Here is a 20,356-nt window from a genome sequence, read left to right as displayed (position 1 = left end):
CTTATCATTACTTTCCTTGCTCTTCAAATTGTTGAAAGAATTTCTTTACCCCAAGACTTGCCGTATAGTTTCCCTTCATGACTTCAGTTTCCAAAATGGGTAGCTGGGTTTTTACATAAGGATTTGAAAAAAAGTTTTCCTCTAACTGATTTCTAATTAGAGAATAGAACCAGTTCTTCATTTGGGCATCTCTATTTTCCTGAAATGAGCCTTGTTTCATCGTAAGTTGTTCATACTCTCTTATTGTTTCCCACACCTTATCAATACCTACTTCAAGTAAGGAAGAACATGCTAAGGCTCTTGAGGTCCAACCCTTTGTTGAAGGCCTGAGAAAGTGAAGAATTCGTTCAAACTCTTCTTTCGCTTTTAAAGCTTTTTTCTCGTTGTCACCATCAGCTTTATTAATGACAAGTAAATCAACAAGTTCCATAATTCCCTTCTTCATCCCTTGAAGTTCGTCCCCTGCACCGGTCAGGGCAAGTAAAACAAAAATATCAACCATACTTTTGACAGCTACTTCACTTTGTCCTACTCCGACTGTTTCAACTATGATGACATCATATCCTGCTGCTTCACATAAAAGAATGGATTCTCTAGTTTTTCTGGTCACGCCACCTAATGTCCCAGAGGTGGGAGAAGGTCTGACGAATGCACTCGTGTTCCTAGATAAGCGATCCATTCTCGTTTTATCTCCAAGTATACTTCCACCTGTTACACTGCTTGACGGGTCAACTGCCAATACAGCTACACGGTGTCCTAACTCACATAAGTACGATCCGAAGGCTTCAATAAATGTGCTTTTTCCTGCGCCTGGAACGCCAGTTATTCCAATTCGTAAGGAATTACCTGTGTAGGGAATAATGTGGTTAATTAGCTCTTGACCCTTCTCAAAATGCTTAGAAGCATTGCTTTCGATCAATGTAATGGCTTGAGCCAATATGGCTCGATTACGATGAAGGATTCCTCCCGCTAGTTCGTCAATACTTCTCTCTTTTCTTAGCGGAAGCTTGTTGTTCCTTTCATTCATTTAAATCCACCACATTTTCATAGCCTAATCTCCGGGAAATCTCTTGTAAGACTTGCTCTGCTGCAATTGGAATGACCGTACCTGGTCCGAATACAGCTGAAGCTCCATGACTTAGGAGATAATCGTAATCCTTTGCTGGAATCACTCCCCCTATAATCACAACAATATCCTCGCGGTCATGTTCTCTTAAGGAATCCATCAATTGAGGAAGCAAGGTCTTGTGTCCCGCAGCAAGGGAACTCATTCCTATTACATGTACATCGTTTTCTACTGCCTGTAGTGCTGTTTCTTCTGGCGTTTGAAATAGTGGACCAATGTCTACGTCAAAGCCTAAATCTGCAAAGGCAGTCGCAATTACTTTCGCTCCCCGGTCATGTCCATCCTGGCCCATCTTTGCAATTAAGATTCGTGGCCTTCTTCCCTCTAACTCTGAGAAATCGTCGGTTTTTTTCTTTACTCTTTGAATTTCCTCTTCATTCGAATATTCTGCACCATACACTCCACTAATCGATCTAATGATTGCAATATGTCTCTTTGCCACTTTTTCAATTGCATCTGAAATTTCGCCGAGTGTTGCTCTTACTCTTGCGGCTTCAACCGATAATTCTAAAAGATTTCCCTCACCAGTTTCTGTTGCTTTGGTAATGGCTTCAAGAGCATTCGCTACTTTTTGCTCGTCACGATTTGACTTTAACTCCTGTAACCGCTCAATTTGCTTTTGCCTTACGACTGTATTATCAATATCTAACGTTTCAATTGCCTCTTCTTTTTCTAAACGATATTTATTAACCCCAATGATCACTTCTTTTCCTGAATCAATATGGGCTTGTTTTTTGGCTGCTGCTTCTTCTATCCTCATTTTTGGTAACCCAGTTTCTATTGCTTTCGCCATCCCACCAAGCTCTTCTATTTCCTGAATATGCTCCCATGCTCGTTCCACTAATGAAGCGGTTAGAGACTCAACATAATAAGAGCCACCCCAAGGGTCAATAACATGGCTGATACCTGTTTCATCTTGCAGGTATAGCTGTGTGTTTCTCGCAATTCGAGCAGAAAAGTCCGTTGGTAATGCGATTGCTTCATCAAGAGCGTTTGTATGCAGAGATTGTGTATGTCCTAGAGTTGCGGCAAGTGCTTCAATACATGTTCTAGCTACATTGTTGAACGGGTCTTGCTCTGTTAAGCTCCATCCAGAAGTTTGAGAATGTGTACGTAGTGCTAAAGACTTCTCGTTTTTAGGATCAAATGGCTCTATTAGCTTTGCCCATAGAAGCCTTGCTGCTCTCATTTTAGCTACTTCCATGAAATAATTCATGCCAATTGCCCAGAAAAAGGATAAACGCGGGGCAAAGGAATCAATATCGATTCCGGCTTTTAACCCGGTTCTAACGTATTCAAGACCATCTGCAAGTGTATAGGCAAGCTCCAAGTCAGCAGTTGCCCCTGCCTCTTGCATATGATATCCCGATATACTGATAGAATTGAATTTCGGCATATTTTTAGACGTATATTCAAAAATATCGGCGATAATTCTCATGGATGTTTCAGGTGGGTAAATGTACGTATTACGGACCATATATTCTTTTAAGATATCATTTTGAATGGTACCTGTTAATTTATGCTGTGGAACACCTTGTTCCTCTGCGGTCACAATATAAAAGGCCATGATTGGCAAAACAGCACCATTCATTGTCATCGAAACAGACATCTCGTCGAGTGGAATCGAATCAAATAATATTTTCATATCTAGGATCGAATCTATGGCTACTCCTGCCTTACCCACATCTCCCACAACGCGAGGATGATCAGAGTCATATCCTCTATGGGTGGCGAGATCAAAGGCAACAGAGAGCCCTTTTTGTCCGGCAGCAAGATTTCGGCGATAAAAGGCGTTACTTTCTTCGGCAGTTGAAAAGCCCGCATATTGACGGACTGTCCAAGGACGAGTCACATACATCGTAGGATATGGTCCACGAGTAAAAGGTGCGATCCCTGGCATATAATCAAGAAAAGGCAGATCCTTGGTGTCATCCTGTGAATAGGTACTTTTGATATCTATTTTTTCATTTGTTTCAAAGGTTTTATGTGTTTCTTTATTTTCTGAATGAAAGGTCAAGTTTTCAAAAGGGATGTTTGCAAAGTTAGGCTTTTTCATGTAATCCCTCCATTTTGCTTTGCAGTTTTACTACTAATTCAAAGCAATTTGTATCCATATGAATACAATCATTTAGACCCGCACGTTGAAACACCTTTAGTGTTTCTGAGGAAAGCTTCCCAGCAATAAATAAGTGGCAGGCTGGATGTATACCTTTAACCAATTCTATGACGTCACGACCAATCTCTGAAAACGTTTCGTCTTGACCACAAATAACAAATACTTGTTCTCGGCGAGTTTTTAATTCTCCCTTTATCTCCTCCATCGAAAAAGTGCTTGTACTTTGTGTGACATGGAAACCACCAACCTCGAAGAATCCTTGAATAAAATCAATTCTTGGTTTAAGTTGGACCATATCACCAAGATTAATTATGTGTACCGCCAATTTTTCTCCAGTGTTCTTAGAATAGCGACTAGCATTGTCTCGTAAATATTCAACCTTCATCGACCATCTGATTGTTAAAATGGATTCAATGGATTGTTCTTGAGTCGAGCCCTTTATAGCTTCTTGTATACTTAAAAAATCTGTACCTTTGCTAAGTTCATCTTTAATACGTGCAAAATAATCTGATTGTAAGGGGTCGAGTTGCAAATTAGACGGTCTTGAACTTTCTACATTACTTTCCAATGTCGAAACTTGATTTTCGGCCGAGATAATTTCTTCTTCAACTATGTTTGCATACATATTCACTCCGACCATTCTTTCTTTTCGATGATCCATTTTATCAAAACGAATATCCCTTGATTTCTTAATTTCATCTTGTACAAAATTCTCTCGTAAAGCTTTCGTTATTCCGCCCTTTTTTTCAATAATTTGAATTTGCTCCCAAGCCTTCTCTGCCAGTTCTTTCGTCAGGTTCTCTACATACCATGAACCACTAGAAGGGTCGATGACTCTACTTAGGTGAGCTTCTTTCATTAAGATAGATTGAATATTTCTAGCATTTCTCTCTGAAAAAGGTGTGGCTGATTGGAAGGCTTCATCAAATGTAGATGTATGAATGCTATTAGCTCCTCCAATTACAGCTGCAAAAGATTCCCCAGTAGATCTCAGCATATTTACGTAAGGATCTAGCTTTGTTTTCGTTGTAGATGAAGTTTTTGCATGCATCCATATTTTTTGTGATTTCTTGTTTCCTCCAAATTCATTCACTATAGAAGCCCATAAATAGTTCGCTGCTCTAAGCTTGGCAATCTCCATAAATAAATTGGAACCAACAGAAAAGGAAAAAGCAAATTGTGGAGCTACTTCATCAATGGATATACCTCTTTCTAAGCATTGACTAACATACTCGATAGCTACTGATAAGGTATAAGCTAGTTCCTGGACAGCATTAGCTCCACCGTTATGATAGGGATGGCTTTGTACAAGGATCGTTTTAATACCTGGACAAGTTTCTCTGTACTCTTTTAGAATGGCAGACATTTCATCATAGTAAGTAGGTAACTCACGTGGTAACTGACCTTTTAACACCCATTCAGCAATAGGGTCACTCCCTACGACCCCTTCTAATGGAGTTGAGCTATTTTGTTGATACATTGATAGTGCTGAGATAAATAAACTTTGTTGTAACCTAGTATTGATAAATAATTTTACTTTCTCTAATGGAATCGTATCGAGAAGTTGAAATAGTTCGCTTTTATTATTTATTTTCAACCCTCGTGGTGTGTCCTGTGTTCTTAATTGTAAGTTCACGCTAGTTTGTCCAAGCTCAATAGCTTGTTTAACCAAAACAATCGCCTCTTTAGCTGTTGTAGCGTAGATTTCTTGGCAGATATCCCAGCAATTATCATCTAAATGTTGCTTTGTACTTTGTGGTTGTTTATGCCTGGCACCTGATGAAGTATAAACTGGTTTTAAAGTGATTCCCTCATAGGTGCTAGTATTTAACTTTTCGATTGGTTTTCCTTTTAACGAAGAAATGGCTACTTGCTCCCACTCTTCATAAGAAGGAATCGAAAACTTTTCTAAATCTGCAAACCAATTGTTAGTTGATTGTTTTTTTGTCATGGTTCATCCCCCTTGTGCGGAAACGCTTACAGTTTCTATTTTCTTGTTATGTAGGAACATTTCATAATTTAATAGTAGTATAAATAGGGAAGTTGTACAATGAGAAGACTCAATTTTGGTGTTAGTTAGATTGGAATAGTTTGGATAATAACTAATGAAAGGTTAAAACCGACTAATATATATGGAAAATAGCTAATATCTCATGCCAAGCCCTCTTCAGAGACTGCTTGGACGGTGGAAATTCTACCATTTATGAATTCTTGACAGCAAAAAAACAGCTCTTCACGAAAAGAAGAGCTGCCTTTTTTTATGAATTAGTATACAGATGTATTTTCTTTTGACGTATTTTCTAATATTTCCTTTACTCTTGCAAGGAAACGTCCACAAACTAGACCGTCTAGTACACGGTGGTCAAGAGATAGGCAAAGGTTTACCATATCGCGAACGGCAATCATGTTACCATTCATGACGACTGGGCGTTTTACGATCGACTCCACCTGTAAAATAGCTGCTTGAGGGAAATTGATAATTCCCATCGATTGAACAGAACCAAATGAACCCGTATTGTTCACGGTGAATGTTCCACCTTGCATCTCATCTGACTTTAACTTACCTGTACGTACTTTTCCTGCAAGCTCCGTAATTTCACGAGCAATTCCTTTTATCGTTTTTTCATCCGCATTTTTGATAACTGGAACATATAACGCATCTTCTGTTGCAACAGCAATCGAGATATTGATATCTTTCTTCTGAATAATCTTATCTCCAGCCCACATTGAGTTGATTTGTGGATACTCTTTTAAAGCTTGTGCAACAGCTTTTACGAAGAACGCAAAGAATGTAAGGTTAAACCCTTCTGTCTTCTTAAATTCATTCTTTAATGAATTTCTGTAATTCACAAGGTTTGTGACATCCACTTCAACCATTGTCCATGCATGTGGCGCTTCATGCTTACTGCGAAGCATATTCGCTGCGATTGCTTTTCGGATGCCTGTTACTGGTATTTCGATATCACCAGGAGCCGAAACTGCAACTGCTGCTGGTTTCGCAGCCGAAATAGCGACTTGACTCACTTTAAGCTCTTCAACTTTTACACTTGCTGCAGGTACTTCCATTTCCTGTTTAACCTGAGCTGTTGGAATTACACCAGATTCAATCACTTGCTGAATATCCTTACGTGTAATACGGCCACCTGCACCAGTACCTGATAGTTGCTCAAGATCAACGTTATTCTCCTGTGCTAAACGCAAGACTGCAGGAGAGTAACGACGCTTATTTGGTTGATCTGTATCTGTTTCAGTAGAAGTTGGAGCTGAAGCTATAGACACGGTTTCCACCTTTTTAACTTCGGAAGTTACCTGAGTTTCTCCACCTTCCACCTCAATTGTACAAATCACAGCACCTACTGGTAAGGTTTCGTCTTCACCTGCAATCAATTCTTTAATTGTTCCCGCAAACGATGAAGGAACCTCTGCATTTACTTTATCTGTCATGACTTCTGCTAATGGGTCATATTTATTGACCTTATCCCCAGGTGACACGAGCCATTTACTAATCGTACCTTCTGTTACACTTTCTCCCAGCTGTGGCATCGTAATCTTTTCAATACCCAAAATGAAACAACCTCCTTTTTACTTCAATTGAACTCATTTATGTTTAAAATTCAGCAAGCTCTCTCAATGCTTTTTCTACTTTGTCTGGGTTAATCATAAAGTATTTTTCCATGGTTGGAGCATAAGGCATAGCCGGAACATCTGGTCCTGATAAGCGTTTAATTGGAGCATCAAGTTCAAATAGGCAGTTTTCAGCAATGATGGCCGAAACTTCACCCATAATGCTTCCCTCTTTCGTGTCCTCTGTTAAAAGAAGTACCTTACCAGTCTTTGAAGCCGCTTCAATAATCGCTTCTTTATCTAATGGATAGACAGTACGTAAGTCTAGTACATGAACTGAAACTCCATCACTCGCTAGCTTTTCTGCCGCTTGAAGAGCAAAATGGACACATAGACCGTATGTAATAACGGTTACATCTTCACCCTCGCGTTTAACGTCTGCTTTACCAATAGGAAGTACATAGTCATCTGTTGGGACTTCCCCTTTGATTAGACGATAAGCACGTTTGTGTTCAAAGAATAGAACAGGATCATCATCACGAATTGCCGCTTTTAATAGTCCTTTTACATCATAAGGTGTAGAAGGCATCACAATCTTTAGTCCAGGCTGATTGGCAAATATGGCTTCAACAGATTGGGAGTGGTATAGCGCTCCGTGAACACCACCACCATAAGGGGCTCGAACTACTAATGGACAAGACCAATCATTGTTAGAACGGTAGCGGATTTTTGCTGCTTCCGAAATAATTTGATTCACAGCCGGCATAATGAAATCAGCAAATTGCATTTCAGCAATTGGTCTCATTCCGTACATGGCTGCACCAATTGCGACACCAGCAATTGCTGATTCTGCTAAAGGAGTATCGATTACTCGATCTTCCCCAAACTGGTCATATAGGCCGTGCGTTGCTTTAAAAACGCCACCTTTTAGTCCAACATCTTCACCTAAAATAAATACTTTTGAATCTCTTTCCATCTCTTCACGAATGGCCATTGTAACTGCATCAATATATGAAATAACTGGCATATTTTTTCCCCCTCACTTACTCAGCATATACATGCTTTAGTGCATATTCTGGCTCTGCGTATGGAGCATTTTCCGCGTAGTCTGTCGCTTCTTCTATTTCTTTTTTGAAACGTTCTTGAATCTCATTATATTTTTCGTCTGTAAGAAGACCTAATTCTCTTAAATAAAGCTCAAAAGCAAATAATCCATCCTTTTTCTTTGCTTCGTCAACTTCTTCCTTCGTACGATAAATACGGTCATCATCATCACTTGAGTGAGCGGTTAAACGGTACGAAATCGTTTCGACAAGAGTTGGACCTTCACCACGACGACCACGGTCTGCTGCTTCTTTTACTACTCTGTAAACTTCCAGAATATCGTTACCATCTACCGTTACACCTGGCATACCGTAGCCTATTGCCCGATCAGATATCTTTTCACAGGCAACTTGCTTTTCATAAGGAACTGAAATGGCATATTTATTGTTCTCACACATAAAAATGACTGGTAATTTATGTACAGCTGCGTAGTTTGCCCCTTCATGGAAATCACCTTGATTTGATGAACCTTCACCGAACGTCACAAAAGATACAAGGTCTTTCCCTTCTAAACGACCACCTAACGCAATTCCTACAGCATGTGGAACCTGAGTTGTAACTGGGGAAGAACCTGTTACAATACGATTCTTCTTTTGTCCAAAGTGACCTGGCATTTGACGTCCACCTGAGTTAGGGTCTTCTGCTTTTGCAAAGCCTGATAGCATTAATTCACGTGAGGTCATACCAAATGCGATAACGACACCCATATCTCGGTAGTAAGGCAACACATAATCTTTTTCACGGTCTAAAGCGAAGGCCGCACCAACTTGAGCAGCTTCTTGACCTTGGCATGATATAACAAATGGAATTTTACCAGCACGGTTTAATAACCACATACGCTCGTCAACCTTTCGAGCTAACAGCATTGTTTCATACATTTCTATAACAGTTTCATCACTTAAACCTAATGCTTGATGACGATTTTCAGCCATGTTTTTACCCCCTATATTTTTCATGTAGTAGGAGAAGGCAGCTTGTTCCCTTGCCTCCCCGATCTTTTCAATTTAAGAATGAATGGCTCTTCCTTCAACTGCTAGAGCAGCTTCACCAATTGCTTCTGATAAGGTTGGATGTGGATGAATGGTTCGGGCAATTTCCCATGGTGTTGCATCCAATACTTTAGCAAGTGCAGCTTCAGAAATCATATCTGTAACGTGAGGTCCAATCATATGAACTCCAAGTAGATCATCTGTATCTTCATCGACAACTAGTTTAACAAACCCATCCGATTCACCAAATATTAATGCTTTTCCAATTGCTTTGAAAGAGAACTTGCCTGTTTTTACTTTAAATCCTTTTTCTTTTGCTTCTTCCTCCGTATAACCTACACTTGCAGCCTCTGGGTTACTGTAAATACATTTCGCTACTAGTGATGGATCAACTGGATGTGTTTTCTCACCTGCAATATGTTCAACAGCTGATATCCCTTCATGTGAGGCAACATGAGCGAGCTGTAAACCACCGATGACATCACCAATTGCATAAATATGAGATTCTTTTGTTTGGTAGTTTTGATTAACTGCAATAAAGCCTTTTTCTACTTGAATTTCCGTATTATTAAGGCCAATACCCTCTACATTTGCTTGGCGACCGACCGAAACAAGAATCAGATCAGCGGCAAATACCTTTTGTTCACCCTTGTGTTCTGCTGAAATAGTGACACCATTCCCTTTTTTAAGGGTTTCTGGTAAAACCTTCGCACTTGTAATGATTTTGACACCTTTTTTCTTCATGATGCGTTGCATTTCTTTTGATATTTCACGGTCTTCTGTTGGAATAATACGATCTGCATATTCAAGAACGGTAACTTCTACACCAAAATCAGCCATCATTGAAGCCCACTCTATACCAATTACTCCTCCACCGACAATAATGAGCGAGTTTGGTAGTTTTTCGAGTTCGAGTGCCTCGTCTGAAGATAAGATAACTTCTCCATCTAACTCAAGACCTGGCAGCGTTCTTGGACGTGAGCCTGTCGCAACCACAACATTTTTAGGGATGAGCATTTGGTTTTCTTCCCCGTTATTCATTTCTACCGAAATCGTACCTGGCATCGGAGAGAAAATGGATGGACCTAATATACGTCCAAGTCCTTCATATACATCAATTTTCCCTTGCTTCATTAGATGTTGAACACCTTTGTGAAGTTGGTCAACAATTTTAGATTTTCTTAGCTGTACCTTGGAGAAGTCTAAAGCAACATCTTTTACTATTACTCCAAATTCTTCACCTTTTTTCATTGTTGCAAATACGTCTGCACTACGAAGAAGTGCTTTACTCGGGATACATCCTTTGTGCAGGCATGTACCGCCTAGCTTTCCTTTTTCTACGATTGCTACTGTTAGACCGAGCTGGGAAGCACGAATAGCTGCTACATATCCACCCGTTCCGCCTCCAAGGACGACTAAATCATACTCTGTTGCCATAGTTAAATTCTCCTCTCACCTTTACACTTTTAAGGCTTCATTTATTCCTGCCCCTGGATATAACTTTGCTTTTTCTTCGCCTTTTAAAACACGAAGTGCACCTTCAGTTAAGGCTTGTAATTCGTTTTCACCCGGTTGAACGACTACATCCGCAATCCATTTCACACGGTCAGTTATGGTGCGAACAAATTCTTTCCCATAAGCGAGTCCACCAGTAAGAATAATGGCATCAACCTTACCAGACAGTGCCGCCGCCGCAGATCCAATTTCCTTAGCTACCTGATAGGCCATTGCATCATAGACTAACTTTGCCTTCTCATCCCCAGCAGCTATCATCTTCTCCACTTGGACTGCATCATTTGTATCTAAGTAGCCTACTAGTCCACCTTGCCCAACTAATTTCTTCATAATTTCATCGCGATAATATTCACCTGAGAAACAAAGGGCCACTAAATCTCCTGCTGGAACTGTACCTGCACGTTCAGGACTGAATGGACCATCACCGTGTAGACCATTGTTCACATCAATGACTCGGCCATTTTTATGGACACCGACTGTAATACCCCCGCCCATATGAGTCACAATGAGATTTAGCTCATCATATCGTTTGCCTAAGTCCTTTGCCACACGACGGGAAACAGCCTTTTGATTAAGTGCATGGAATATACTTTTGCGTTCAATTTCGGGTACACCTGATATTCTAGCAATGTCATCTAATTCATCCACGACAACTGGATCCACAATAAAAGAAGGTATGTTTAGCCCTGTTGCAATTTCATAAGCAATAATACCGCCAAGATTAGATGCATGCTGTCCAGCATAACCTTTTCTTAAATCCTTTAGCATTTGGTCGTTGACATCATACGTACCGCCCTCAATTGGACGCAATAATCCACCTCGACCACAAACTGCACTGAGTTTTGAGATGTTAATCCCTTCATGGTCTAAGGCTTCTAATATTGTCTTTTTTCTGAATTCATATTGATCAATTATCGTTGAAAATGAAGAAATCATTTCTGCTTCATGACGGATTGTCTTCTCAAAGATTGAAACCTCATTTGAGAATACTCCGATTTTAGTGGAAGTTGAGCCAGGGTTTATAACGAGAATGCGGTATTCATTTTCTTGCAATGTTCAAACCTCCATTTTAGAGGAGTTGTGTGAGGTGAGAGGTGGGATGATGATTCATTCCATGTTGTTTTTAGCCTCCCACACCTCAGGTTCTACCTCTGATCTAGGTTGTTAATTTACTTATTTACCACTACGACGACTTAATATATGGCGCCCGTTTTGTAAAAATTGGCTTCTTGAATTTTTCATTGTGTTAATTCTTTCTTCTGCTAAACGATCAGCTGCTACATAGGTAGGAATACCGTCACGTTTAGAAATATTAATGACTTGTTCGATATTATCGTAAAGGCTTTCAACCTTTTTCATCGCACGATCGTGGTTATAACCATATAATTCGTCAGCTACGTTAATAACCCCACCAGCGTTAATGACATAATCAGGTGCATAAACGATACCCATTTCATGTAACATATCTCCGTGGCGTGGTTCTTTTAATTGGTTGTTAGCAGCACCTGCTACAACCTTAGCTTTTAAAAGAGGTATCGTATCATCATTGATTGTGGCCCCTAAAGCACATGGTGCATAAATATCACATTCTACAGAGTAGATCTCATGGATATCTACTGCTTTTGCACCGAAGTCTTCAACCGCTCTTGCAACGGCTTCTTTATTGATATCTGTTACGATTAGCTGAGCACCCTCTTCATGAAGGTGACGACATAAGTTGTAGGCTACATTTCCTACCCCTTGAACAGCAATCACTTTACCCTCAAGTGAATCCGTGCCAAATGCTTCCTTTGCTGCAGCTTTCATTCCACGATAAACTCCATAAGCTGTAACAGGAGACGGATTACCTGATGAACCAAAAGCAGGAGAAATTCCTGTTACATAATCGGTTTCCTCATGAATTAAGTCCATATCTGCTACAGTTGTTCCTACATCTTCAGCCGTAATATAACGACCGTTTAAACCTTGGATAAAACGACCAAATGCACGGAACATAGCTTCATTCTTGTCCTTGCGTGGGTCACCGATGATAACCGTTTTCCCGCCACCAAGATTCAAACCAGCAGCTGCATTTTTATAGGTCATACCTTTCGCTAAGCGAAGGGCATCCTCTATGGCTGCTTCTTCTGACTCGTATGTCCACATACGTGTTCCACCTAAAGCCGGACCTAGTGTTGTATCATGTATACAAATAATTGCCTTTAATCCTGATTCCTTATCCTGACATAATACTAATTGCTCGTAATCATACGTTTCCATATATTTAAAAAGTTCCATCTATAATTCCTCCCCATTTTCCATTCCAAGTTATTTATTACAAACAGAGCAGACTGCAAGTGCAAGAGAGTATAATTTACTCTCTGCTGTGTCAGCTCTTGATGTCAACACAATTGGAGCTTTAGCACCAGCAATAATGGCACCAACTTTAGCTTTCGCAAAATAAATAAGAGATTTATATAATACATTTCCAACTTCAATAGTAGGTACTAAAAGAATATCAGCTTGTCCTGCTACAACACTTGTAATTCCTTTATGCTCTGCTGCTTCAAATGAAACGGCATTATCTAACGCTAAAGGCCCATCAACGATGCAGTTTGTAATTTGACCACGAGCTTGCATTTGTGTGAGTGCCGCGGCATCAAGAGTTGCTTTCATATCTGGGTTAATGATTTCAATAGCTGTGATTGCTGCTACCTTTGGCATGTCAATACCAATTGACCTCGCAACATCCACTGCATTTTGAACAATTTGTGCCTTCTCTTTCAATTCTGGTGCAATATTCATAGCAGCATCCGTAACAATTGTGTACCGTTCGAACCCTGGTATCTCAAAAACTGCGACATGAGACAAAATGCGACCGGTTCGAAGACCATATTCCTTATTTAAAACCGCTTTTAAAATAGTTGAGGTGGAAAGGTTTCCTTTCATGAGGACGTCTGCATCTCTTGTGCTTACCGCCTTAACAGCTAGCTCGGCTGCCCGTTCCTTTGTATTAGCATGAAAAACCTTTATAGGACTTTGCTTCTCAATACCTCTTTTTGAAAGTAATCTTCGAATCTCTACCTCATTCCCATAAAGGTGAAAAGAAGCTATTTTCCTTTCTATTGCAAGGGCTACTGCTTCTATTACTTCTTCATCCTCAGCAGCTGCAACAGCAACAACTTTACCAGGATATTGGGTTGCAGTTTCTAAGAGTGTTTCTAGCTTCATGGCTGACTTCAACCCCCTTTTAGTAAAATTCACACACCTATATATTTATGCAAGAATCATGCCAACTTTTATTTTATGAAAACGCTTTATTTATCGGTCTTCGTTTGCAGATATCTGCAAACTGTGCAAATATTTGCATGCCTATTTCTGCATAATTCCATATTTCTCAAGTTTATAATATAAACTACGTAACGAAATACATAATTGTTGTGCTGTAATAGTTTTGTTTCCTTTATTTTGTTTCAGCACTTCATTTAGCACTTTTGCTTCATATTCTTCAACCACTTCGGACAAAGGCTTTAACTTTATAATACCCATTACTGAGTCAGACTTAGTTTGCCCTTCCTTTTCTAATTTAGAAATATGAGTTAAGTCAATTTTATTTTCCGTATATTTCATATAAATGACAGCTCTTCCTAAAATATTTTCCAGCTCTCTTACATTACCGGGCCAATCATAGGAAGCTAGATAAGTTAATGCCGAACTTGATATTTCCTCTATCATTCGTCCATAATCCCGATTAATTTTTTGAAGTAGATGATAGCATAATTCCGGGATGTCTTGTTTTCGTTGTCGTAACGGTGGTATATGAATGGGTAGACGATTTAATCGATAATATAGATCTTCTCGGAATGTTCCATTCGCAATCCCTTTTTCTAAATTCGCGTTTGTTGCTGCAATAACACGCACATTAATTGGAATAGGCTTCGTCCCTCCTACCCTCACAATTTCATGTTCCTGTAGGACACGTAATAGCTTTGCTTGCATATTGGCCGAAAGCTCACCAATTTCATCAAGGAAAATACTACCATTATGTGATTCCTCAAAAAAGCCTCTTTTTCCACCGCGTTTCGCTCCAGAGAAAGCTCCTTCTTCATACCCAAATAGTTCACTCTCTAATAACGACTCAGTTATCGCTGCACAATTCACTCGGATAAACTTATTGTACTTACGGTCACTTCCATTATGAATGGCGTGGGCAAATAATTCTTTACCAGTACCTGATTCACCACGTAACATGACCGTCGCAGGTGTCTTGGCACCTAGTTTTGCTTGCTCAATCGCAAAATTCATCTCTTCAGAATCCCCAATAATATCATCAAAGGAATATTTAGCTTCTAGTGTGCGAATGATTTGTCTGGCTCGCTTCAATTCATTTGTTAAGGATTGAATTTCGGATACATCATGAATGACTCCAACACTGCCTTTTATTCTTCCATCCACAATAATAGGTGCGACGTTCACAATAACATCACGGTGATGAGGGCCAACCTTCATTCGAACCCCTCTAACAGGTCTTCTTGTTTGAAGAACCTGCATATGCATACTCTCACCTTCAGAAATATCGGCCGTTGCAGGCTTTCCTACAACATCAAGCTTCGTTAAACCAGTTAGCCTAGTATAGGCAGGGTTAATTAAGATTCCTTTACCATCCTCATCCACAACTGAAATGGCCTCTTCTGATGACAAAATGATGGCTTCAAGCATGATTTGTATTTCTCGTAAGTCTGTTAATTCTTCAGCAAGATCTACTACTTCAGTAATATCCTTAAAGACCGCAAACGCACCAAGTAGCTTTCCAGTCTCTGTAACAATCGGAATTCGCGTCGTTATTATTTTCTTTCCATTATCAAGGATTAGCTCTTTATTCTTTTCGACTTCTCGGTTATGTAGCACTCTAGGCAATTGTGTGTTAGGAATGACCTTACTTACTGCTTCTCCCAATACATCTTCGCTCTTTTTGCCCGTCATCTTTTCAGCACTTCGATTGAATAGGATAATATGTTCATCAATATCAATAACTACCATACCATCATGTGTGGAATTAAAAATTAAGTCATGCTTATAAGATTGGTTCATCAACTCAACAATTAACGACTCTTTCTCATCCATCAATTTGGATAGGGAATGTGCAACAGCACCAGGAATTAGAACGGTGTGACTATTCTTCTTCTCACGGATTTCTTTAAATACAGTATTGTCACCTGTAGTGTCAATGACAATATCTAATTCATTTGTGAGAAAACCTTGCCAGTCATGTCCTGTTGGAATTCCAATAGACTTTGCATACGTAATCCCAGGAGCAGAGTGATTACTATCAACAATCGCTAGCACTTGAATCAATTCAGTTTCTCTCAGAAGTTTTAAGATGGTCGTTCCACCTTTTCCAGCACCCACAATCAACACTTTTTGCATAGTTAGACACTCCTGCTTGCAATTTATTGCACAAACTCTATTTTACACTGAAGTTGGCCATTTGACAATTCCATTTTAGTCAAAGGATGGTCTATAATGGATAAAGATAATGATAGAAAGGATTTTTAACTATGCAACGTTTCATCGCCCTAATCATCGTTCTAATTCCCGTTATTTTGGCTGTTTTGGGAATCAAGCTTATCAGAGATATGACCTTTGCCATTTTACAGCCTCCCATTCCTTTTTTATGGATGCAATTTTTAATAGGATTGACTTTCTTTTTTGGAGGAATGTATTTAATCGGTAGTTTTATTTTTCGTCGAGATAAAAAAAGAAATAAAATTCAAAAGCGATTGATTGAAAAAAAGTAGAGCAACTCCCCTACATGTTAAAAACACCATTAAATGAATGCACACCCTTCTAGGTCTTTTACATATTTCAGAATGAATTCACCTAGAAAGGGGTTTTACACTTGAATTATAATTATTTTTCTCCAAATTATTATGATGAACTTGATTATGATGATTTTCACCAATCGCAATTCGATTTTCAGTATGACCAAAGCAACTATAATCATCCTGGCTTTCCCGTAAGACAGTTACCTGGCTTTCCTGGTCTTCCAGGTGGTTTTCCAACGACACCACCTCCATTTTTCTCGAGGAGGACAGTCAATCGCTGGATTCCGTTGGAGAAGGTTTGGCTGGCTTTATTACGGAACAGACCTAAGAAGAATTCGTTCATTCCAATGTTTCTAAAATAGAAATGGCGATCGCTTTGGTCGTAGACTAGTTGAAAAAAAAGACCTATTGGCCATAGGTCTTTTTTCTATATCCTTAATTTTCCTTGAACTAATTCTTATAATTGCAAACTACATTTATCTCTTAAAGCTAGTGCCTTTTCTGGATAATCTGTTATAAAAGCGGAGCAATTAATCGTCAGCAATCTTTCCATTTCTCTTTGCTTGTTGACCGTATAGGGTCTTACCGCAATACCGTTTTGCTGAGAGCTCGTTATGATTGAGTTTGAGGTCGATCGAAAATTTGGATGAATAGATGTCGCCCCTATTTTTTTCGCATAAGCCCATGGTTCAAACAATCGTTCACTATATAAAACTCCCAACTCGATTTCAGGAGCAATCTCAAAACACTTGACTAAACTGTAGTGATTGAAGGAAGAAATGACAACACGATTCTCGAAATGGTATCGACGGATGAGTTCGATGACCTTATCTTCTAGACCAATATATGGAACAGATGAATTCTTTAATTCAACATTAATGATGAGATTGTTTGTCTGTGACCAGCTGAAAACTTCCTCTAAAGAAGGAACCTTACATACTCCATAATTAGGGAATTTGTAACTAGCATCATAAGAACGAATCTGCTTTAAGCTATGGTCCTTGACCCAACCGGTTCCAGTCGTCGTTCGATCTAATGTTTCATCATGTATGACCACCACTTCGTCATTCATTGAAAGTTGAACGTCAAGCTCAATACCTTCTGCCCCTACTCTCTCTGCTTCTTGAAAAGAAATCATGGTATTCTCTGGATGAGTTCCGGCAGCACCTCTGTGACCGAAAATTTTTGTCATTTGTTTCACATCCTTTCTACAAATTCTGTTATTACACTCACTTTTACTTGAGAAACTCCTCTTCTTGCTTTATTCTTTCTAGTAGGAGGGGATGTAACCGTGAAACCACTACAAATTTCAGCCGAAACAGCTATTATGCTTTCTGAAAAACTAGGTGTACCATTAGAACAGATAATGCATATGCCACAGCATATATTGATTAAAAAAATGATGGAATTACAAAAAGAAGAGAATTGATATTCAAGTATGTACATGCTAAAAACCCAATAAACTAATTAGTTTATTGGGTTTTTACAAGTCCTTAGCTAGTTATTAAAAAGTAGTAAAATCCCCCTTAACTCCTAACCCTCTCAAGAAGCCTTATGCTCTAGACGAAGCTTATCAGCTACCATTGCAATGAATTCTGAATTAGTTGGTTTTGCTTTTGACATTGAAACTGTATAACCAAATAATGACGAGATGCTGTCGATGTTTCCACGGCTCCATGCTACTTCAATGGCATGACGAATTGCACGCTCTACACGGCTTGCTGTTGTGTTGAATTTTTTGGCAATGTCAGGATACAACACCTTTGTAATGGATCCCAATAGTTCAATATCGTTGTAGACCATAGAGATGGCTTCACGAAGATACATGTATCCTTTAATATGAGCTGGAACACCAATTTCATGGATAATGCTTGTAATGTTTGCATCTAAGTTTCTAGGTTTTGGAGTATTATCATGATGTCTGTATGTATTTGTTGAAGGTCTTTTAATTGGAGATATTCCATTTCCACTAACTTGACGAATATGACTTGTTAGATTTTCCATATCAAATGGTTTTAAAATAAAGTAGGATGCACCTAAATCTACCGCAGTCTTCGTCACATCTTCTTGACCGAATGCTGTTAACATGATCACGTTAGGTTGTTTATCTTTCTTTATTTCACGCATCTTTTCTAAAACGGCTAAACCATCAACATGAGGCATAATAATATCAAGCACTAATACATCAGGATCTCTATTTTCTAATATGTTTAAGCACTCTTGGCCGTTGTAAGCAACCCCGATCACTTCCATATCTTCTTGTGCAGAAACATAATCCTCTAATAACCCAATTAACTCGCGGTTGTCATCGACTAACATAACTTTAATTTTCTTCACTATATTTCCTCCTAGGCACCTTTTTCAGTTCTTATAAATTTTGTAGATATAAGTAAACTGATCGCTGATACATCCATCAAACCCTATAAATCGTATTTATGTCATCTCACTTATGTAAAAAGTGAAAGTAATGGCCGATTTGTACAAGGGGCACTATTAACAGAATAATACTTTATATTTCTATTCTAAATGAAGAATTCGACAATGCAATCAAATTTCCTCTAATTTATTAAAAAAATCTTAAAAAACCTTTAATATCTATCAAAATCTCCATTTTCCTTCTGTTTTCGACGAATTATGTCATTTTCTCTTTTTGAATGTCGAAAATTCTTTAGAGCCGCTAAATTGTACTATATTTCCTAAAAAAAAAAGAGCGAAACGAGCAGTCTTAGCTCGCTTTTCGCTCTTCCTTTGCACGCTGTTCATATATATCTAAACCTGCCTCATTTAACATCCATTCAATATGGACACCATAGCCTGAGGTAGGATCATTAACGAAGACATGTGTTACTGCTCCGATTAGCTTTCCTTCTTGAATAATCGGACTTCCACTCATTCCTTGTACGATTCCACCCGTTTTCTCTAATAACTCTGGGTCTGTAACTTTTATTACCATTCCTTTTGTAGCTGGGAACTTTTGTGGTACGGTGCTCACAATTTCTATATCAAATAATTGAACTTCATCATTATCAACAACTGTTAAAATTTGGGCTGGACCCTCTTTTACTTGATTGGATAAAGAAACTGGAATGCCTTTATCCATAATTCCATTCTGCATACCCTTAGTTAATTTTCCAAATATACCAAATGGACTATTTCTGGAAATATCTCCAATTACTTCTTTTTCTGATGAAAATCTTGCGTGTTTTTCTCCAGGACTTCCATTTGCACCCTTTTGTATAGATGTGACGGTCGACCGAATAATTTGCCCATCATCCACAATAATCGGCATTTTTGTATCCATGTCTGAAATAACATGACCTAATGCACCATATTTCTTTGAATCAGGATGAAAGAAAGTCATGGTCCCAATTCCTGCTGCTGAATCTCGGATGTATAACCCTATTCGATAGGAATGCTCATTCTTATCTTTTAGAGGAATGAGTTTAGTTTGTATTTCTTTTTCGCTACGAACAATGACTAAATTTAAAGGTTCACCTGTTTTTCCAGCACCTTGGACAAAGGGAGTAACATCACTCATTTTTTCTATAGGTGAGTTGTTTATCTTCTTGATAATATCACCTATTTGGACACCAGCAATAACTCCAGGGGACTGCTTACCGTTTTCCGTTTCAATCTCATGGTGACCTACTACTAGAACACCTTGGGAATTCAGTTTCACACCAATTGATTGTCCACCAGGAATCACTTTAAAATCAGAAAGGACTCTAACATCCACCTTTTTGATTGGAAACCCAGCCATTTCAACAATCATATCTCCTTGTCCACTCTCTAACCCTTCAATTGAAAGCGTATCTTCATTCCCTTGCTCCGTATGATACAATTCATTTGCAAAGCTCGTTACAGATGCACTAACAGGAATAGCTATATGTTCTTTTTGATGCTCAAACAACACAACATCTTTCGGCATTTCGACATATCTTTGAAGTGATTTTGAAAATCCAATTGAAACTAATAATACAAGGAGAATTGTGCCAATTATTTTTCTGATTTTGTCTTCTGTCATGTTTTCTCTCCTCGCTCTTACCCACACCACACCACTTGATTGGCTACATCTTTAATTTTGCCTTACAGCACTTCATTTATAACCTAAATTGCACAAAAAAAAAGCTACCCATTT

The 20,356-nt window shown here is 38.9% G+C and carries 17 protein-coding genes; 3 read left to right on the top strand and 14 right to left on the bottom strand.

Annotated elements, in window-relative coordinates; all coding sequences use genetic code 11:
• Window positions 1-7: 7 nt before the first annotated feature.
• The 11 genes from meaB to ACOI1C_RS04000 all read right to left on the bottom strand — a co-directional run bounded on the left by meaB (window position 8) and on the right by ACOI1C_RS04000 (window position 15,820).
• A complete protein-coding gene (meaB, locus tag ACOI1C_RS04050) occupies window positions 8-1,027 on the bottom strand; it encodes a methylmalonyl Co-A mutase-associated GTPase MeaB (RefSeq protein ID WP_422508260.1) in 1,020 nt (339 codons plus the stop codon).
• Window positions 1,020-3,182: a methylmalonyl-CoA mutase gene (gene scpA / locus ACOI1C_RS04045; RefSeq protein ID WP_422508258.1), complete on the bottom strand. Its 2,163-nt coding sequence runs from the start codon at window positions 3,180-3,182 to the stop codon at window positions 1,020-1,022. The genes meaB and scpA overlap by 8 nt, the downstream gene beginning before the upstream one ends.
• Entirely contained in the window at window positions 3,169-5,193 is a 2,025-nt protein-coding gene (locus ACOI1C_RS04040; RefSeq protein WP_422508256.1) for a methylmalonyl-CoA mutase family protein, read from the bottom strand. Before ACOI1C_RS04040 ends, scpA begins: the two co-directional genes overlap by 14 nt.
• A gap of 314 nt (window positions 5,194-5,507) precedes the next feature.
• Complete coding sequence (locus tag ACOI1C_RS04035) at window positions 5,508-6,806, bottom strand: dihydrolipoamide acetyltransferase family protein (RefSeq protein ID WP_422508254.1); 1,299 nt, start codon at window positions 6,804-6,806, stop codon at window positions 5,508-5,510.
• Between the two features lie 43 nt (window positions 6,807-6,849).
• Complete coding sequence (locus ACOI1C_RS04030) at window positions 6,850-7,833, bottom strand: alpha-ketoacid dehydrogenase subunit beta (RefSeq protein ID WP_422508252.1); 984 nt, start codon at window positions 7,831-7,833, stop codon at window positions 6,850-6,852.
• 16 nt (window positions 7,834-7,849) lie between these two features.
• Window positions 7,850-8,842: a thiamine pyrophosphate-dependent dehydrogenase E1 component subunit alpha gene (locus ACOI1C_RS04025; protein WP_422508250.1), complete on the bottom strand. Its 993-nt coding sequence runs from the start codon at window positions 8,840-8,842 to the stop codon at window positions 7,850-7,852.
• A gap of 72 nt (window positions 8,843-8,914) precedes the next feature.
• Window positions 8,915-10,336, bottom strand: a complete 1,422-nt coding sequence (lpdA, locus tag ACOI1C_RS04020) for a dihydrolipoyl dehydrogenase (RefSeq protein WP_422508248.1) — start codon at window positions 10,334-10,336, stop codon at window positions 8,915-8,917.
• A gap of 21 nt (window positions 10,337-10,357) precedes the next feature.
• Window positions 10,358-11,467 (bottom strand): butyrate kinase, encoded by a 1,110-nt coding sequence (gene buk, locus ACOI1C_RS04015; RefSeq protein WP_422508246.1) that lies wholly within the window; start codon window positions 11,465-11,467, stop codon window positions 10,358-10,360.
• A gap of 120 nt (window positions 11,468-11,587) precedes the next feature.
• Entirely contained in the window at window positions 11,588-12,691 is a 1,104-nt protein-coding gene (bcd, locus tag ACOI1C_RS04010) for a branched-chain amino acid dehydrogenase (protein WP_422508244.1), read from the bottom strand.
• Window positions 12,692-12,721: 30 nt separating this feature from the next.
• Window positions 12,722-13,624: a phosphate butyryltransferase gene (gene yqiS, locus ACOI1C_RS04005; protein ID WP_422508242.1), complete on the bottom strand. Its 903-nt coding sequence runs from the start codon at window positions 13,622-13,624 to the stop codon at window positions 12,722-12,724.
• Window positions 13,625-13,765: 141 nt separating this feature from the next.
• The gene (locus ACOI1C_RS04000) at window positions 13,766-15,820 is read right to left on the bottom strand and encodes a sigma 54-interacting transcriptional regulator (RefSeq protein ID WP_422508240.1); all 2,055 of its coding nucleotides are present in this window, start codon (window positions 15,818-15,820) and stop codon (window positions 13,766-13,768) included.
• A gap of 131 nt (window positions 15,821-15,951) precedes the next feature.
• Between ACOI1C_RS04000 and ACOI1C_RS03995 the strand changes: the two genes are divergently transcribed.
• Together ACOI1C_RS03995 and ACOI1C_RS03990 are read left to right on the top strand one after the other, a co-directional pair.
• The gene (locus ACOI1C_RS03995; protein ID WP_422508238.1) at window positions 15,952-16,191 is read left to right on the top strand and encodes a DUF2627 domain-containing protein; all 240 of its coding nucleotides are present in this window, start codon (window positions 15,952-15,954) and stop codon (window positions 16,189-16,191) included.
• A 101-nt stretch (window positions 16,192-16,292) separates the two neighbouring features.
• Window positions 16,293-16,580 carry a hypothetical protein gene (locus ACOI1C_RS03990; protein WP_422508236.1) on the top strand — a complete coding sequence of 96 codons (288 nt, stop codon included), beginning with the start codon at window positions 16,293-16,295 and terminating at the stop codon, window positions 16,578-16,580.
• A gap of 95 nt (window positions 16,581-16,675) precedes the next feature.
• On the opposite strand, the gene ACOI1C_RS03985 is transcribed toward ACOI1C_RS03990, so the two are convergent.
• On the bottom strand, window positions 16,676-17,410 hold the full coding sequence (locus tag ACOI1C_RS03985) for a glycerophosphodiester phosphodiesterase (protein WP_422508234.1): 735 nt from the start codon (window positions 17,408-17,410) through the stop codon (window positions 16,676-16,678).
• A gap of 99 nt (window positions 17,411-17,509) precedes the next feature.
• Here ACOI1C_RS03985 and ACOI1C_RS03980 point away from each other — a divergent pair, with 99 nt between their 5' ends.
• Window positions 17,510-17,647, top strand: coding sequence for a YycC family protein (locus ACOI1C_RS03980; protein ID WP_422508232.1), 138 nt, complete (start codon window positions 17,510-17,512; stop codon window positions 17,645-17,647).
• A gap of 113 nt (window positions 17,648-17,760) precedes the next feature.
• Here ACOI1C_RS03980 and spo0A read toward each other — a convergent pair whose 3' ends face one another.
• Entirely contained in the window at window positions 17,761-18,555 is a 795-nt protein-coding gene (gene spo0A / locus ACOI1C_RS03975; RefSeq protein WP_422508230.1) for a sporulation transcription factor Spo0A, read from the bottom strand.
• 388 nt (window positions 18,556-18,943) lie between these two features.
• Window positions 18,944-20,242 carry a SpoIVB peptidase gene (spoIVB, locus tag ACOI1C_RS03970; protein ID WP_422508228.1) on the bottom strand — a complete coding sequence of 433 codons (1,299 nt, stop codon included), beginning with the start codon at window positions 20,240-20,242 and terminating at the stop codon, window positions 18,944-18,946.
• Between the last annotated feature and the right edge of the window lie 114 nt (window positions 20,243-20,356).

Origin of the sequence: Bacillus sp. DJP31, assembly GCF_049310945.1 — a bacterium.
GTDB lineage: Bacteria > Bacillota > Bacilli > Bacillales > SA4 > Bacillus_BS.
The sequence above is the reverse complement of the archived record's forward strand: the minus strand, read 5'-3'. Positions and strand labels throughout refer to the sequence as shown.